Origin of the sequence: Pseudomonas sp. URMO17WK12:I9 (assembly GCF_900230165.1) — a bacterium.
GTDB classification, from domain to species: domain Bacteria; phylum Pseudomonadota; class Gammaproteobacteria; order Pseudomonadales; family Pseudomonadaceae; genus Aquipseudomonas; species Aquipseudomonas fulva.
Genome location: NZ_OCMQ01000011.1, coordinates 82,535 through 98,892 on the forward strand (window position 1 = coordinate 82,535; position 16,358 = coordinate 98,892).

The following is a 16,358-nucleotide window of genomic DNA, read 5'->3' on the forward strand; positions in this document are numbered from 1 at the left end:
GAAATTGTTCATCACAGCGGCGACTCCTGAGTAGCGGTAACCGGCGCAAGCTCAGGCTTGAGCCGGCCGTTTTCGTCCAGCAGCCAGGCATCCATGATCTGGCGCACCACAGGCGCAGCCACCCCAGAGCCCGACTCGCCGTTCTCGACCATGACCGACACCACGATCTTGGGGTCTTCTGCCGGTGCGAAGGCCACGAACAAGGCGTGGTCGCGGTGACGTTCCTGAAGTTTGTTGCGGTCGTACTTCTCGCCCTGCTTGATGGCCACCACCTGTGCGGTACCACTTTTGCCGGCGATGCGGTACTGGGCACCGATGGCAGCCTTGCGGGCGGTACCGCGCGCGCCGTGCATCACCTGCTCCATGCCGTGGGTCACACGCGCCCAATCGGCCTTGTCGCGCAGCACGATGTCCGGCATCGGGTTTTCATCCACCGGCGGTTCCCCTTCGATGGTCTTGGCCAGGTGCGGCCGGTTCCATACACCCTTGTTGGCAATCAGCGCCGTCGCCTGGGCCAGTTGCAGAGGCGTGGCCTGCATATAGCCCTGGCCGATACCCAGGATCAGGGTTTCGCCCGGGAACCAGGCCTGCCGGCGCGTAGCCCGCTTCCACTCCCGCGACGGCATCAACCCTGCGGACTCTTCGAACATGTCCAGCGACACCCGCTGACCGATGCCGAACTTGTTCATGTAGCTGGACAACCGGTCGATGCCCATCTTGTGGGCCAGGTCGTAGAAGTAGGTGTCGTTGGAGCGCATGATGGCGGTGTCCAGGTCCACCCAGCCGTCACCCGAGCGGTTCCAGTTACGGTATTTGTGATCGTAGTTGGGCAGCTGGTAGTACCCAGGGTCGAACACACGGCTGCTCGGGGTCACCGCGCCGCTGTCCAGGCCGGCGATGGCCACGGCTGGCTTGATCGTCGAACCGGGCGGATAAAGGCCGCGCAAGATGCGGTTGAACAGCGGCCTGTCGATCGAATCACGCAGTTCGGCATAGGCCTTGAAGCTGATGCCGGTGACGAACAGGTTGGGGTCGAAGCTGGGCTGGCTCACCATGGCGAGCACTTCGCCGGTACGTGGGTCGAGCGCCACCACCGCACCACGGCGCCCGGCCAGGGCGGCTTCGGCCGCTTCCTGCAACCTGATGTCCAGGCTCAGCACGATGTCCTTGCCAGGCTTGGGGTCGGTACGCTTGAGCACCCTGAGCACACGGCCGCGGGCGTTGGTCTCGACTTCTTCGTAGCCGACCTGGCCGTGTAGTGTGGCCTCGTAGAACCGCTCGATACCAGTCTTGCCGATGTGGTGCGTGCCGCTGTAGTTCACAGGGTCCAGGGTTTTGAGCTCTTTCTCGTTGATACGCCCGACGTAGCCCACCGAATGCGCGAAATGCGCCCCTTGTGGATAGTGACGCACCAGTTGGGCGACCACCTCCACCCCTGGCAAGCGGAACTGGTTCACCGCCACACGGGCGATCTGTTCCTCGTTGAGTTCGAACAGGATGGGTACCGGCTCGAACGGCCTGCGTCCCTGGCGCATGCGCTTTTCGAACAGTGCGCGGTCGTCTGGAGTGAGTTCCAGTATCTCGACGATGCTGTCCAGCACTTGCTGCCAGTCTCCCGCACGCTCACGGGTCATGGACAGGCTGAAGCTGGGCCGGTTGTCGGCGATCACTACCCCGTTGCGGTCGAAGATCAGCCCGCGTGTCGGCGGGATCGGCTGCACATGCACCCGGTTGTTCTCAGACAGCGTGGAGTGGTAGTCGTACTGGATGATCTGCAGGTAATACAGCCGCGCAATCAGCACGCAGATGAGCAGCATGACCGCCACGGCGCCGACCACGACGCGGTTGCGCACCAGACGGGCGTCTTTTTCGTGGTCCTTGAGGCGGATCGGCTGCGACATCGGGCTGCTTACAGGCTCATTTGTGGTAGGGATGCCCGGACAACACCGTCCAGGCCCGGTAGACCTGCTCGCCGATGAGTATCCTGACCAGCGGGTGCGGCAAGGTCAGCGGCGACAGGGACCAGCGCTGATCGGCGCGGGCGCACACTTGCGGCGCAAGCCCTTCGGGCCCACCCACCATCAGATTCACCGTGCGCGCATCCAGGCGCCAGCGGTCCAGTTCACCTGCCAGTTGCTCGGTGCTCCACGGCTTGCCATGGACCTCCAGGGTTACGACGCGCTCCCCGGGTTGCACCTTGCTGAGCATGGCTTCGCCCTCCTGGCGAATCAGGCGGGCGACGTCGGCATTCTTGCCGCGGGTGTTCAGCGGTATTTCCACCAGCTCGAGCGAAAGTTCGGCCGGCAGGCGCTTGACATACTCATGCCAGCCCTCCTCGACCCACTTCGGCATGCGCGAGCCAACCGCGATCAGGCGCAGACGCACGGCGCTTTCCTTATTCGCGATCTTTGAGCTTGTCGGAGTACTCGTGGACATGGTCCGGGCTGTGGTGCTTGCCATCGGCGGCGCGGCTCTGCTCGGCGCCCTGCCACAGGCGTTCGAGGTCGTAGAACTGGCGTGCAGCCGCAGTCATCATGTGCACGATGACATCGTTGAGGTCCAGCAGCACCCAGTCGCTGTCGCCCTTGCCTTCCTCACCCAGAGGCTGGGCGCCCTTGGCCTTGACTGCCTCGCGGACCTTCTCGGCCATGGCGTTGATCTGACGGTTGGAGGTACCGGTGGCGATGATCATGTAATCGGTCAGGCTGTGCTTGTCACGCACGTCGATGACCTGGATATCCTGGGCCTTGACGTCTTCCAGCGCTGCCGTGGTCACTGCGACCAGTTCGTCGCCGTAAATTTTCTGCTTGGTCATATAAAACTCGTTCAACTCGTAGGATGAGGTGCCAGGGGCACCGTCAGTTGGGCGCACGATACAGTTCGTGCGCCTCGATGTAGGCCAGTACGGCGTCCGGCACCAGGAACCTCACCGACCTGCCGCTGGCCAGCAGCTGTCGGATCTGTGTAGCCGACACCGCAAGCGGTGTCTGCCAGACGAACGAAATGTTTCCCGCCGGGCCGGACATGGCGGTGGGATCGCTCTGCGAACGGGCAGCCAGCAGGTTGCGCAGTTCGTCGGGGGGGTCTACATCCGCATCCGGGCGTTGCAGCACCAGGATGTGGCAGTGTTGCAGCAGTTCTTCCCAGCGGTGCCAGCCGGGCAGTCCGCAGAAGGCGTCCCAGCCCAGCACCAGAAACAACTGGTCGTCAGCGGCAAGCTCGGCACGGATCGACTCCAACGTATCGATGGTGTACGACGGCTTGTCCCGTGCCAGTTCACGCGCGTCCACGCTCAGGCCTGCAACGCCCGCGACGGCGCCCTGCACCATGGCCAGGCGATCGTGCGCGGCCACTTGCGGCGTGTCTCGGTGCGGCGGGCGAGCATTGGGCAACAGGCGCAGCTCGTCCAGGGCCATGAACTCGGCGACTTCCAGCGCACTGCGCAGGTGGCCGATGTGGACCGGGTCGAAGGTGCCGCCAAGAATGCCGACGCGGCGAACTGCCTGGGCCTGACTCAACTCAGCAGGACTCCTGGCCGCGCAGTTGACCGTCGCCGATCACCACGTATTTCTCGCACGTCAGGCCTTCGAGGCCGACCGGGCCACGGGCGTGAAGCTTGTCGGTGGAAATGCCGATCTCGGCACCCAGGCCATATTCGAACCCGTCGGCGAAGCACGTCGGGGTGTTGAGCATGACGGAGGCCGAGTCCACTTCAGCCATGAACTGGCGCGCCTCCCCCTGATGCTCGGTGATGATCGAGTCGGTGTGGTGCGAACCGTAGTGGTTGATGTGCTCGATGGCCTGATCCAGGCTGTCCACCACACGGATGGACAGTACGGCATCGAGGTACTCGGTGTGCCAGTCGTCCTCGCTGGCCGCGTGCGCGTCGATCAGCGCACAGGTACGCTCGCAACCGCGCAGCTCAACGCCTTTCTCCTGGAAACGGCGCGCCATTTCGGGCAGGAAGCGCTCGGCGACCAGCTGGTCCACCAGCAGCGTTTCCATCGCCCCGCAGATGCCGTAGCGGTAGGTCTTGGCGTTGAACGCCACGCGCCAGGCCTTGTCCAGGTCGGCATGCTGGCTGACATGGACATGGCAGATACCGTCGAGGTGCTTGATGACCGGTACCCGTGCGTCGCGGCTGATGCGCTCGATCAGGCCCCGGCCACCGCGCGGCACGATGACATCGACGAACTCGGGCATGCTGATCAGCGCGCCCACCGCCTCGCGGTCGGTGGTTTCCACCACCTGAACCACGGCGGCGGGCAAGCCCGCCGCCGCCAGGCCGCGCTGGATACAGGCGGCAATCGCGCGGTTGGAGTGGATGGCTTCGGAGCCGCCGCGCAGAATCGTGGCATTGCCTGACTTCAGGCACAGGCTGGCCGCGTCGATGGTGACGTTCGGGCGTGATTCGTAAATGATGCCGATGACGCCCAGCGGCGTGCGCATCTTGCCGACCTGGATACCCGATGGGCGGTAGCTCATGTCGCGAATGGCGCCGACCGGGTCCGGCAGGCTGGCGACCTGCCGCAGGCCGGTGATCATGCCGTCGATGCGCGCCGGGGTCAGGGCCAGGCGGTCGAGCAACGCGGCTTCCAGCCCAGAGGCACGGCCATGGGCCAAGTCCTGCTCGTTGGCTGCGATCAGCGCGTCACGGCCTGCATCCAGCGCGTCGGCGGCAGCGTGCAGGGCACGGTTCTTCTGCGCGGTGCTGGCACGGCCGATTACCCGGGAGGCTTCACGGGCTGCGCGACCCAGGCGGGTCATGTAGTCAAGAACGGACTCAGTCATGGGCTCGGTGTCTTGGCGGTGGGGAAACGGCTGATTATAACTGTCGCGCAGGTGTACGCCCAGCGGTGGGTGGCGGATGGTAGAAAAAGCTGTGGCAAATCTGTAGGAAAGATGTAACCGGTCTTATCCATAAGGAAGCAGAACTCTGTGGAAATCTCTGCCCTGCGCCGTCACATGTTCGAAGGTTTCAGATTCGGTTAAGGTAGCGCCTGTTACCCTCATGCCTTTAGCCTGCGAAGCCCTTGCATGCCAGCACTGCCAGACAGCTTTTTCGACCGCGACGCCCAAACCTTGGCCAAAGCCCTGCTGGGCAAGGTCATTCGCCACCGCCAGGGCAACTTGTGGCTTGCCGCCCGCATCATCGAGACCGAGGCCTATTACCTCACCGACAAGGGTAGCCATGCGTCGCTGGGCTACACCGAGAAGCGCAAGGCGCTGTTTCTCGATGGCGGGCACATCTATATGTACTACGCCCGCGGCGGCGACTCCCTGAACTTCAGCGCCCAGGGCCCCGGCAATGCGGTGCTCATCAAGTCCGCCTACCCGTGGCAGGACGCCCTCTCAGGGCCCGACAGCCTGGCGCAGATGCACCTGAACAACCCCGACGCCAGCGGCAACCTGCGCTCCGCCGAGCGCCTGTGCGCGGGGCAGACGCTGTTGTGCCGGGCGCTGGGCCTCAAGGTGCCACATTGGGATGCGCAGCGCTTCGACCCGCAGCGGCTGTATGTGGACGACTGCGCCAACCCGGTGCCGCGGGTGATCCAGGCAGCCCGTCTGGGCATTCCCCACGGGCGTGACGAGCACCTGCCGTACCGCTTCGTCGACGCCGCATACGCCCGGTTCTGCACACGCAACCCATTGCGGCGCGGCCAGGTCGAAGGCCGTGACTTCTCCATCATCGAACAAGAGAGCTGAACCATGGAACAATGGCTCGACGGCCTGACCGGTTGGCTGGGTGCCAACCCACAGTGGCTTGGCGTCGCAATCTTCCTGGTCGCGTGCATCGAATGCCTGGCCATCGCCGGCATCATCGTTCCAGGCACGGTGCTGCTGTTTGCGGTAGCCGTGCTGGCAGGTAGCGGTGTGCTGGGCCTTGGCGAAACCTTGCTGCTGGGCTTTTTGGGCGGGTTACTGGGTGACGCGCTGTCCTACATGATCGGCAAGCATTTCCACCAGAACATTCGCCGCCTGCCGGTGTTGCGGCACCACCCGGAATGGATCGGCAGCGCCGAAACCTACTTCAAGCGCTATGGCATCGCCAGCCTGCTCGTAGGCCGTTTCATCGGCCCGTTGCGGCCCATGCTGCCAATGGTCGCCGGCATGTTCGACATGCCGCTACTGCGGTTCATCGCCGTGAGCCTGGTGGCAGCCGCAGGGTGGTCGATCGCCTACCTGCTGCCCGGTTGGGCCACCGGTGCGGCCATGCGCCTGCCCCTGCCCGAAGGCTTCTGGCCCCAGGCCGGGATCATTTTCGGCACGCTGGCGGTGATCATCGGCCTTAGCCTGAGCACCAGCATCCGCGACCGTCGCCACGGCACACGGCTGATTGGTGCCCTGTGCCTGCTGGCCTTGGCCGGGGTATTTCTTGGCTGGCCCTACCTGCACGCCTTCGACGACGGGGTGATGACGCTGGTCCAGGAGCATCGCAGCCAGGCCATCGACGGCGCCGTGGTGGTGGTGACGCGGCTCGGGGATTTTCGCACCCAGTTCTTCCTCGGCGGGCTGCTGACAGGCTTGCTGCTGGTGGTACGCCAGTGGCGGCACGCTTTCTTCGCAGCTGGGGCGCTGATGGGCACCGCCATCGCCAATGGCACGCTCAAGTGGCTGTTCGCCCGGGCCCGGCCGGAAGTGCTGACCGACCCGCTGACCAGCTACAGTATGCCCAGCGGCCACAGTTCGGCGTCGTTTGCGTTCTTTCTGGTGCTAGCGGTGCTCGCCGGCCGCGGCCAGCCACCGCGCATGCGCCTGACCTGGATCATGCTAGGTTGCATTCCGGCATTGGCCATTGCCCTGTCGCGGGTGTACCTGGGTGCACACTGGCCCACCGACATCCTGGCCGGCGCCCTGCTGGCCTGCTGCGTCTGCGCGATCAGCCTGACGTTGTCCCAGTACCGTCAGACCCTGCCGGCCCTGCCCCTGAAGGTCTGGTGGCTGGTGTTGCCGGCCTGCATCGCCTTGCTGGCCTTCTTTGCCACCCACGCTCTGCCCCACGCCCTGCTCAGGTACCAGTACTGACGCCAGGCGCTATTCAGGCAAACAGCTCACCCTGGATGCGCTCGAGCAACCTGTGGATCTCGCCCAGGCGCTGCTCGGGCGAGTCCTGGGCCAGCAAGTCCAGCTTGTCTTGCTCGGCGAAGGGCAGCAGGTAGGCCAGTTGGTTGGCCAGCGCCTGACGCCCGTCCACAGGCCGGGGCATGTCGAGCGCCTCGACCATCGGGTGCTCGCCCAAGGCCAGCAGCAGGGCCAGCAAGTCGTCGTCCGCTTCCTGCAAGGGGCTGTCGTCAAGCTCAGGCAGCCACTGCACCTGCCCCATCAGCAGTTGATCCTTTTGCACCTCGGTGGCCTGCAGATCGAAACGCCGCACCCCTTCGACGCGAATACCCAACAGGCCATTGTCCTGCTGGACGAAATCGCGGATCACCGCTTCGCAGCCAATGGACGCCACCACGGGCGGCGCCTTGCCGACCTGCTCGCCCTCCACGATGCAGACCACGCCAAAGCCTTCGCCTTGTTTCATGCAACGCCCGATCATGTCCAGGTAGCGGGCTTCGAAAATCTGCAGGTCGAGAAAACACCCTGGGAACAGCACGGTGTCGAGGGGAAACAGCGGTAGCATCATCATCACTCCTCAAGCCACCAGGCTGACGGCCAGCGGCAGGAACACTGCCGTTGCCACGCCCATCAGGCTCATCGCCAGCGCGGCGAAGGCGCCGCATTCGTCACTTTCCTGCAAGGCCACCGAGGTGCCGACCGCGTGGGCCGTGATGCCCAGGGACATGCCCCGCGCTTCGGGGCTGAGCACACCGCAGCGGCTCAACAAGGCAGGCCCGAAAATGGCCCCGATCACCCCGGTAATCAGCACGAAGACCGCAGCCAGCGCCGCCACGCCACCGATCTGCTCGGCTACCAGCATCGCGATGGGCGAGGTGACGGACTTGGGCGCCATGGTCATCAGGATCATGTGCTCGGCGCCAAACCACCATCCCAGCAACAGGCAGCACACCGTGGCGAACAGGCCTCCGAGTACCAGCGTAGTCAAGGTCGGCCAGAACAACTGGCGAATGCGCCGCAGGTTCAGGAACAGCGGCACCGCCAAGGCCACGGTGGCAGGGCCCAGCAGGATGTTCATGATTTCGGTGCTCTTGCGGTATTCGGCGTAGTCGATGCCGCACAGCAGCAGCACGCCGATCACCAGGGCCATCGACACCAGCACCGGCTGCAGGAAGATCCAGCGGGTCTTCTCATACCCGGCCAGCACCAGCTGGTAGGCCCCCAGGGTCACGCCAATGCCGAACAATGGGTGGTGGACCACTGCATCCAATGCGCCTTGCCAATCGAGCATCATGGCTGGTCCTCGCGCCGGGCCTGACGATGAATGAGTTTCTGCATCAGCACGCCCACCACCACCAGCGTCAGCAGGCAGGAAATCAACAGCGCACCGACGATGGCCCAGAAGTCGGCGGCGATGTCACGGGCATACACCATCACCCCCACGGCCGGAGGCACCAGCAACAGCGGCAAGTAGCGCAGCAGGCTGCCGGCAGCTTCGTTGAGGGGCGCACCCACCTCGCCGCGCACCATCAGAAAACCCAGCAATAGCAACAGGCCGATGATCGGCCCCGGCAGGACGGGAACCAACAGATGATTGACTGCCGTCCCCAACAGCTGGAACAGCACCAGCCAGGTCAAACCCCGCAACAGCATAACGTTCTCCTTCAGGCGTGCGGCTCATTATAAGCATGGGCAGGCTGCCCGCGCCGAGCGCAACTTGACCGGCCTGGCCAAGCATGCTGATCTTGCACGCGCGTGCCATTTCATACCCAGGAGGATTACCATGCCGCTAGTGCCGGCCACCGCGCTTACCCAATACGTCGGCAAGTCCCTCGGCCACTCGGCCTGGCTGACCATCGACCAGCAGCGTATCGATCGTTTCGCCGAGGCGACTGGCGATCATCAGTTCATCCACGTTGACCCGCAGCGAGCTGCGCAAACCGCGTTCGGCGGCACCATCGCCCATGGCTTCCTGACCCTGTCCCTGATTCCTGCGCTGATCGAGGACATCCTGGTCTTGCCGCAGGGGCTGAAGATGGTCGTCAACTACGGCCTGGACAGCGTGCGCTTCATTCAGCCGGTGAAGGTCGACAGCCAGGTGCGCCTGCATGTCGAGCTGGCCGATGTGCAGCAAAAGCGCCCCGGCCAATGGTTGCTCAAGGCCATCGCCACGCTGGAGATAAAAGACGAGGACAAGCCCGCCTACCGGGCTGAATCCCTGTCCCTGTGCTTTGTCTAGGCACCGGCACCTGACAGGCGCAGGCGTCTCTACAAACCCTACGCACTCGCGTAAACTGCCAGGCTCCGCGCAGCCTTGGGCTGCCCTTCTGGATCTATCAAAGGTACACGCCATGCCCTGGCTGCAAGTACGTCTGGCCATCAGCCCGGAACAAGCCGAAACCTACGAAGACGCGCTGCTGGAAGTCGGCGCGGTGTCGGTCACCTTCATGGACGCCGAAGATCAACCCATCTTCGAGCCAGACCTCAATACCACGCCGCTGTGGTCGCACACCCACCTGCTGGCCCTGTTCGAGGCTGACACCAACCCTGAACAGGTGTTCGCGCACCTGCGCCTGCTGACGGGCGTCGAGCTGCCCCAGCACCAGGCCGAAGTGATCGAAGACCAGGACTGGGAACGCAGCTGGATGGACAATTTCCAGCCGATGCGTTTCGGCCGCCGGCTGTGGATCGTGCCGAGCTGGCACGATGCTCCGGAAAAGGACGCCGTGAACCTGTTGCTCGATCCTGGGCTGGCGTTCGGCACGGGCACGCACCCCACCACGGCGCTGTGCCTTGAGTGGCTCGACGGTCAGCAGTTGCAGGGCACCCAGGTACTGGACTTTGGCTGTGGCTCGGGCATTCTGGCGATCGCTGCACTGTTGCTGGGCGCGCGCGAAGCGGTAGGCACGGACATCGACGTGCAGGCGATCGAAGCCTCTCGCGACAATGCCCAACGCAACGGCATTGCCGACGAGCTGTTCGCGCTGTACCTGCCCGAGCACATGCCTGCCATGCAGGCCGACGTGCTGGTGGCCAACATCCTGGCCGGGCCACTGGTGTCGCTGGCACCGCAGCTCAGCGGCCTGGTCCGCCCGGGCGGTCTGCTGGCGTTGTCGGGCATTCTCGCTGAACAAGGCGAAGAAGTGGCCGCCGCCTACGCTGCCGATTTCGACCTGGACCCTATCGTCGTTCGCGATGGCTGGGTGCGAATCAGTGGTCGCCGCCGCTAGTCGAACCTAGAATAGCCCTCAGCACAGCCTCCGGATTGCCGCATGACCGACAGTTTCGTCACCCAGTGCCCGCATTGCCAGACCAGCTTTCGTGTCACCCACCACCAGTTGAGCGTGGCCCGTGGCGTGGTGCGTTGCGGCCAGTGCCTGCAAGTGTTCAATGCCGCCAAGCAGCTACTGGAGCAGAACCGCAGCGCCCCCCTCCCGCCGAGCCCGCTGCCGGCCACCGAGGCAGCGCCGGCGCCTGCCGCGCCCACCCCCGCGCACGTGCACCCCATCGCGCCGGACGACGAGGCCTGGGCCCAGACCGCCCAGGCCTTGGACGAGCTCGACCTGGACAAGGAACTGGAGCGCCTGGAGCGCCGCCACGCGCCCGTACAGGTGCGTGAGGCCGATCAGGCGTCCATGCTGCAGGCACGGCGTCACGAGGAGGACGCGGACGAACACCTGGACGAAGTGTTCGGCACTGCAGCAGGCGAGCCGTTTGAACCGGAACAGGCTGCTGCTGCCCCCGTACTCGAGCCTGCTCCCCAGGCAGATTCGCGGCGCGAGGCGCGTACCGAGCCGACCTTCACCGCCGGCCTGGACGCAGACGCAGAAGATGAGCCGCCGCTGGGCAGCATCGTGACGGATGAGGATGAGCCAAAACTGGGAGCGTCACTGCGACCCGAAGACGATGACGAGGTGTCGATTGCCGGCCTCACCGCGCACGACGACGAACCCTTGGCAACCAGCCTGCGCGCCGACGATGAACACGACGAAGCGCCGTTGCCCATGGGGCGCATGGAGCCTGAGGTCACTGACAAGGCCGAACGCCCAAGGCGCAAGGAACCCTTGGTGGATGTGGTGGACGACCCGCTGCAACTGGGCTGGGAGAAGCCGGCCCCGGCCTGGGGCAAGCGCCTGCTGTGGGGTGGGTTGACGCTGATCGCTGCTGCCATGCTCGCCTTGCAGTACGTCTGGTTCCATTTCGACGAGCTGTCCCGACAGGACCAGTACCGCCCGCTGTTCGAGCAGGTGTGTCCGGCCGTGGGCTGCCAGGTCCCCTCTCGTGTCGATGTGAACCGGATCAAGAGCAGCAACCTGGTGGTGCGCAGCCATCCGGACTTCAAAGGTGCGCTGATCGTGGACGCCATCATCTATAACCGTGCCCCCTTCGCCCAACCCTTTCCACTGCTCGAACTGCGCTTCTCGGACCTCAATGGCCAGCTGATCGCCAGTCGCCGTTTCAAGCCGGCCGAATACCTGTCCGGGGAGCTGGCCGGACGCGGCGAAATGCCCAGCCAGACGCCAATCCACATCGCGCTGGATATTCTTGACCCAGGTCAGCGAGCGGTGAACTACAGCTTGAGCTTCCGCTCGCCGGAATAAACCCTGACGGCCAACAGGTACGCTGCCGCTGCGCCGGCCATGATGCCGCTTGTCCGGGGCCTGACGACCCGGAGCCCAGGGTGCAGGGGCGGCAACCCTCAGTTGTTCAGATTTTATCCAAATCCATCTTTATCCGGTCATCCAGAGCGGGTATCATGCCAACCCTTTTTCGAACCTCAAGATTCGGCCCCACAACAGGGAACACCTATGTCGGCGGTACGCATCGGCCCTTATACACTGCGCAATAACCTGATCCTCGCACCCATGGCTGGGGTCACGGACCAGCCGTTCCGAACACTTTGCCAGCGCATGGGCGCAGGCATGGTGGTGTCGGAAATGGTCTCCAGCGACCTGTCCCTGTGGAACAGCCGCAAGTCGAGCCTGCGCCGCATCCACGAAGGCGATCCCGAGCCGCGCTCGGTCCAGATCGCCGGGGGCGACGCACAGATGATGGCGGCGGCTGCACAGGCCAATGTCGCCGCGGGCGCCCAGATCATCGATATCAACATGGGCTGCCCGGCAAAAAAAGTCTGCAACAAGGCGGCAGGCTCTGCTTTATTGAGAGATGAAGCCTTGGTCAGCGACATTCTGCGGGCCGTCGTGGGCGCCGTGGATGTTCCGGTGACGCTGAAGATCCGCACCGGCTGGGACCGGGCCAACAAGAATGGCCTGAACGTGGCGAAAATAGCCGAACAGGCTGGCATCCAGGCGCTTGCGGTGCATGGCCGCACACGCGCCGACCTGTACACCGGTGAAGCCGAATACGACACCATCGCCGCTATCAAGCAAGCGGTGTCCATTCCGGTCTTCGCCAACGGCGACATTACCTCGCCGCAAAAGGCCAAGGCAGTGCTCGACGCCACGGGCGTCGATGGCCTGCTGATCGGCCGGGCCGCTCAAGGCCGGCCCTGGATCTTTCGCGAGATCGAGCATTACCTGCGCACTGGCGAGCAGTTGCCAGCGCCGCAGCTGGACGAGGTGGAACGCATCCTGCTGGAGCACCTGGCCGCCCTGCACGCCTTCTACGGCGATGTCATGGGTGTGCGGATCGCCCGCAAGCACGTGGGCTGGTACCTGGCGACACGACCCGGCGGCAAGGAGTTTCGCTCCCGGTTCAACGCTTTGGAAGACACACAAGCGCAGTGCGCCAACGTTCGCGCGTTTTTCAGTGAACGTCGACAGAGCCTTGAGACAGAGGACGGACAAGGGGTGGCCGCATGACGATGATGACCGAAACATTTGTGAGTGGAACAACGCCCGTGAGCGACAACGCCAACCTGAAACAGCACCTGAACACGCCGAGCGAAGAGGGCCAGACCCTTCGCGACAGCGTCGAGAAGGCGCTGCACAACTACTTCGCCCACCTCGAAGGCGCGACCGTCACGGACGTGTACAACCTGGTGCTCTCCGAAGTCGAGGCGCCGCTGCTTGAAAGCGTGATGAGCTATGTGAAGGGCAACCAGACCAAAGCCAGCGAGATGCTCGGCTTGAACCGAGGCACGCTGCGCAAGAAGCTCAAGCAATACGACTTGCTGTAAGCCAGAATCCCGATCGAAAAAGGCGCCTGTCTCAACACAGACGCCTTTTTTGCTGACTCCACCGCGTTATTGGAACCCGAAATGACCGACCAGACTACCCGCCTGCCAGTCCGCCGCGCCCTGATCAGCGTCTCCGACAAGACCGGTATCCTCGAATTTGCCCGTGAGCTGCAACAGCTCGGCGTCGAGATACTGTCCACCGGCGGCACCTACAAGCTGCTCAAGGACAACGGTGTCAACGCGGTGGAAGTGGCCGACTACACCGGCTTCGCCGAAATGATGGATGGCCGGGTCAAGACCCTGCACCCGATGATCCATGGCGGCATCCTCGGTCGCCGCGGCACCGACGACGCGATCATGAACGAGCACGGGATCAAGCCCATCGACCTGGTGGCGGTCAACCTGTACCCCTTCGAAGCCACGATCTCCAAGCCTGGCTGCGACCTGCCGACCGCCATCGAGAACATCGACATCGGCGGCCCGACCATGGTCCGCTCGGCTGCCAAGAACCACAAGGACGTGGCCATCGTGGTCAACGCCGGTGACTACGCCAGCGTCGTCGAGGGCCTGAAGGCCGGCGGCCTGACCTACGCCCAGCGCTTCGACCTGATGCTCAAGGCCTTCGAGCACACCGCAGCCTATGACGGCATGATCGCCAACTACATGGGCACCGTGGACCAGGCCAAGGAAACCCTGAGCACCGAAGCACGCGGCGACTTCCCGCGCACCTTCAACACCCAGTTCGTCAAGGCCCAGGAAATGCGCTACGGCGAGAACCCGCACCAGCGTGCGGCGTTCTACGTGGAAGCCAAGAAAGGCGAAGCCAGCATTTCCACTGCCGTGCAGCTGCAAGGCAAGGAGCTGTCCTTCAACAACGTGGCCGACACCGACGCGGCGCTCGAGTGCGTCAAGAGCTTCGTAAAGCCGGCCTGCGTCATCGTCAAGCATGCCAACCCGTGTGGCGTGGCCGTGGTGCCTGAAGACGAAGGCGGTATCCGCAAAGCCTACGACCTGGCCTACGCCACCGACACCGAATCGGCCTTCGGCGGCATCATTGCCTTCAACCGCGAGTTGGACGGCGAAACCGCCAAGGCCATCGTCGAGCGCCAGTTCGTCGAGGTGATCATCGCACCGAAGATCTCCCAGGCTGCCCGCGATGTGGTTGCAGCCAAGCAGAACGTGCGCCTGCTCGAATGTGGCGAGTGGCCAGCTGAGCGGGCTGCCGGCTGGGACTTCAAGCGAGTCAACGGCGGGCTGCTGGTCCAGAGCCGTGACATCGGCATGATCACGGCCGATGACCTGAAGATCGTCACCCAGCGTGCACCGACCGAGCAAGAGATCCACGACCTGGTGTTCGCCTGGAAAGTGGCCAAGTTCGTCAAATCCAACGCCATCGTCTATGCCAAGCAGCGCCAGACCATCGGCGTGGGCGCGGGCCAGATGAGCCGGGTCAACTCCGCCCGTATCGCCGCCATCAAGGCCGAGCATGCCGGCTTGCAGGTGCAGGGTGCCGTCATGGCTTCGGACGCCTTCTTCCCGTTCCGTGACGGCATCGACAATGCGGCCAAGGTCGGCATCAGCGCGGTCATCCAGCCAGGTGGCTCGATGCGTGACGCCGAGGTGATCGCTGCCGCTGATGAAGCCGGTATCGCCATGGTGTTCACCGGCATGCGCCACTTCCGCCACTGATTCACGGCAATCGGCCGCACCCAGGCAGGCAACTGCCGCGGTGCGACCTGGCACAGCGAGAGGCAGGGCCTCTCGCTCGACAGATCTAGAGGTTTTGACATGAAAGTTTTGATCATCGGCAGCGGCGGCCGTGAGCACGCCCTGGCCTGGAAAGTCGCCCAGGACCCACGCGTCGAAAAAGTCTTCGTGGCCCCGGGCAACGCTGGCACCGCCATCGAGGCCAAGTGCGAGAACGTCGCGATCGACGTCTGCGCCCTGGAGCAACTGGCTGATTTTGCCGAGAAGAACGTCGACCTGACCATCGTCGGCCCGGAAGCGCCCCTGGTCATCGGTGTGGTCGACCTGTTCCGCAGCCGTGGCCTGGACTGCTTCGGCCCGACCCAGGGCGCTGCCCAGCTGGAAGGGTCCAAGGCGTTCACCAAGGATTTCCTGGCCCGCCACAAGATCCCGACGGCCGACTACCAGAACTTCACCGAAATCGAACCGGCCCTGGCGTACCTGCAGGAAAAAGGCGCGCCGATCGTCATCAAGGCCGATGGCCTGGCCGCTGGCAAGGGCGTGATCGTCGCCATGACCTTGGCAGAAGCCGAAGCCGCCGTGCGTGACATGCTCGCGGGCAATGCCTTTGGGGAAGCGGGTTCACGCGTGGTCATCGAGGAATTTCTCGATGGCGAGGAAGCCAGCTTCATCGTCATGGTCGACGGCCACAACGTGCTGCCCATGGCCACCAGCCAGGACCACAAGCGCGTCGGCAATCAGGACAGCGGCCCGAACACGGGCGGCATGGGTGCCTACTCCCCTGCCCCGGTAGTCACTGACGACGTGCACCAGCGGGTCATGGACCAGGTGATCTGGCCGACCGTGCGCGGCATGGCCGAGGAAGGCAATGTCTACACCGGGTTCCTGTATGCGGGCCTGATGATCGACAAGGCGGGCAACCCCAAGGTCATCGAATTCAACTGCCGCTTCGGCGACCCGGAAACCCAGCCGATCATGCTGCGCCTGGAATCGAGCCTGGTGCTGCTCATCGAAGCGGCCTTCGCCAAGGCCCTGGACAAGGTCGAAGCGCAGTGGGACCCACGCCCGAGCCTGGGCGTGGTGCTGGCCGCAGGCGGCTACCCGGGTGACTACGCCAAGGGCGCAGCCATTTCGGGCCTGGAGGCGGCTGCGAAGCTCGAAGGCAAGGTGTTCCATGCAGGCACTGCCTTGAAGGACGGTGACGTGGTGACCGCTGGGGGTCGCGTGCTGTGCGCCACCGCCCTGGGTGAAACCGTCGAGTCCGCCCAGCAGCAAGCTTATCGCCTGGCCGAGCAGATCACCTGGGACGGCAGCTTCTACCGTACCGATATCGGCTACCGGGCCATTGCCCGGGAACGTGCCGAGCAATAACCGCTTCACCGCTGTAATGTCGAGGCGCCCGGGCCCGTGCAGCCGGGCGCACGGCAACCGTCTTGTCGGCGTGCCCGCG

Annotated in this window: 17 protein-coding genes; 9 read left to right on the forward strand and 8 right to left on the reverse strand. The window is 64.3% G+C overall.

The features are described 5' to 3' along the window. Positions 1-11: 11 nt before the first annotated feature. Genes mrdA through CRP40_RS18800 form a run of 5 tightly spaced genes read right to left on the reverse strand, consistent with a single transcriptional unit; the run spans position 12 to position 4,791 of the window. Positions 12-1,901 carry a penicillin-binding protein 2 gene (gene mrdA / locus CRP40_RS18780; protein ID WP_027915261.1) on the reverse strand — a complete coding sequence of 630 codons (1,890 nt, stop codon included), beginning with the start codon at positions 1,899-1,901 and terminating at the stop codon, positions 12-14. Positions 1,902-1,917: 16 nt separating this feature from the next. Further along, a complete protein-coding gene (gene rlmH, locus CRP40_RS18785) occupies positions 1,918-2,385 on the reverse strand; it encodes a 23S rRNA (pseudouridine(1915)-N(3))-methyltransferase RlmH (protein ID WP_027915262.1) in 468 nt (155 codons plus the stop codon). Positions 2,386-2,395: 10 nt separating this feature from the next. Then, a complete protein-coding gene (rsfS, locus tag CRP40_RS18790; RefSeq protein WP_027915263.1) occupies positions 2,396-2,815 on the reverse strand; it encodes a ribosome silencing factor in 420 nt (139 codons plus the stop codon). 43 nt (positions 2,816-2,858) lie between these two features. After that, the gene (gene nadD / locus CRP40_RS18795; protein ID WP_027915264.1) at positions 2,859-3,518 is read right to left on the reverse strand and encodes a nicotinate-nucleotide adenylyltransferase; all 660 of its coding nucleotides are present in this window, start codon (positions 3,516-3,518) and stop codon (positions 2,859-2,861) included. Between the two features lies 1 nt (position 3,519). Further along, positions 3,520-4,791, reverse strand: a complete 1,272-nt coding sequence (locus tag CRP40_RS18800) for a glutamate-5-semialdehyde dehydrogenase (protein ID WP_027915265.1) — start codon at positions 4,789-4,791, stop codon at positions 3,520-3,522. A 246-nt stretch (positions 4,792-5,037) separates the two neighbouring features. Here CRP40_RS18800 and CRP40_RS18805 point away from each other — a divergent pair, with 246 nt between their 5' ends. Together CRP40_RS18805 and CRP40_RS18810 are read left to right on the forward strand one after the other, a co-directional pair. Beyond that, complete coding sequence (locus CRP40_RS18805; RefSeq protein WP_027915266.1) at positions 5,038-5,706, forward strand: DNA-3-methyladenine glycosylase; 669 nt, start codon at positions 5,038-5,040, stop codon at positions 5,704-5,706. Between the two features lie 3 nt (positions 5,707-5,709). Further along, positions 5,710-7,026 carry a bifunctional DedA family/phosphatase PAP2 family protein gene (locus CRP40_RS18810; RefSeq protein WP_027915267.1) on the forward strand — a complete coding sequence of 439 codons (1,317 nt, stop codon included), beginning with the start codon at positions 5,710-5,712 and terminating at the stop codon, positions 7,024-7,026. 13 nt (positions 7,027-7,039) lie between these two features. On the opposite strand, the gene CRP40_RS18815 is transcribed toward CRP40_RS18810, so the two are convergent. Genes CRP40_RS18815 through CRP40_RS18825 form a run of 3 tightly spaced genes read right to left on the reverse strand, consistent with a single transcriptional unit; the run spans position 7,040 to position 8,715 of the window. After that, positions 7,040-7,630 carry an LON peptidase substrate-binding domain-containing protein gene (locus CRP40_RS18815; RefSeq protein ID WP_027915268.1) on the reverse strand — a complete coding sequence of 197 codons (591 nt, stop codon included), beginning with the start codon at positions 7,628-7,630 and terminating at the stop codon, positions 7,040-7,042. A 9-nt stretch (positions 7,631-7,639) separates the two neighbouring features. Beyond that, positions 7,640-8,356: an LrgB family protein gene (locus tag CRP40_RS18820; protein ID WP_027915269.1), complete on the reverse strand. Its 717-nt coding sequence runs from the start codon at positions 8,354-8,356 to the stop codon at positions 7,640-7,642. Then, positions 8,353-8,715, reverse strand: a complete 363-nt coding sequence (locus tag CRP40_RS18825) for a CidA/LrgA family protein (RefSeq protein ID WP_023534554.1) — start codon at positions 8,713-8,715, stop codon at positions 8,353-8,355. The genes CRP40_RS18820 and CRP40_RS18825 overlap by 4 nt, the downstream gene beginning before the upstream one ends. Positions 8,716-8,845: 130 nt before the next feature. On the opposite strand from CRP40_RS18825, the gene CRP40_RS18830 reads away from it, so the two are divergent. The 7 genes from CRP40_RS18830 to purD all read left to right on the forward strand — a co-directional run bounded on the left by CRP40_RS18830 (position 8,846) and on the right by purD (position 16,279). Further along, positions 8,846-9,301, forward strand: a complete 456-nt coding sequence (locus CRP40_RS18830) for a MaoC family dehydratase (RefSeq protein WP_027915270.1) — start codon at positions 8,846-8,848, stop codon at positions 9,299-9,301. A gap of 112 nt (positions 9,302-9,413) precedes the next feature. Further along, positions 9,414-10,292: a 50S ribosomal protein L11 methyltransferase gene (prmA, locus tag CRP40_RS18835; protein WP_027915271.1), complete on the forward strand. Its 879-nt coding sequence runs from the start codon at positions 9,414-9,416 to the stop codon at positions 10,290-10,292. Between the two features lie 42 nt (positions 10,293-10,334). Continuing rightward, positions 10,335-11,663, forward strand: coding sequence for a DUF3426 domain-containing protein (locus CRP40_RS18840; RefSeq protein ID WP_027915272.1), 1,329 nt, complete (start codon positions 10,335-10,337; stop codon positions 11,661-11,663). A 207-nt stretch (positions 11,664-11,870) separates the two neighbouring features. Then, complete coding sequence (gene dusB, locus CRP40_RS18845; RefSeq protein ID WP_027915273.1) at positions 11,871-12,884, forward strand: tRNA dihydrouridine synthase DusB; 1,014 nt, start codon at positions 11,871-11,873, stop codon at positions 12,882-12,884. Continuing rightward, entirely contained in the window at positions 12,881-13,201 is a 321-nt protein-coding gene (gene fis / locus CRP40_RS18850; RefSeq protein WP_023534526.1) for a DNA-binding transcriptional regulator Fis, read from the forward strand. The genes dusB and fis overlap by 4 nt, the downstream gene beginning before the upstream one ends. Positions 13,202-13,282: 81 nt before the next feature. Beyond that, positions 13,283-14,890, forward strand: a complete 1,608-nt coding sequence (gene purH, locus CRP40_RS18855) for a bifunctional phosphoribosylaminoimidazolecarboxamide formyltransferase/IMP cyclohydrolase (protein ID WP_027915274.1) — start codon at positions 13,283-13,285, stop codon at positions 14,888-14,890. Positions 14,891-14,989: 99 nt separating this feature from the next. Continuing rightward, positions 14,990-16,279, forward strand: coding sequence for a phosphoribosylamine--glycine ligase (gene purD, locus CRP40_RS18860; RefSeq protein ID WP_027915275.1), 1,290 nt, complete (start codon positions 14,990-14,992; stop codon positions 16,277-16,279). Positions 16,280-16,358: the final 79 nt, after the last annotated feature.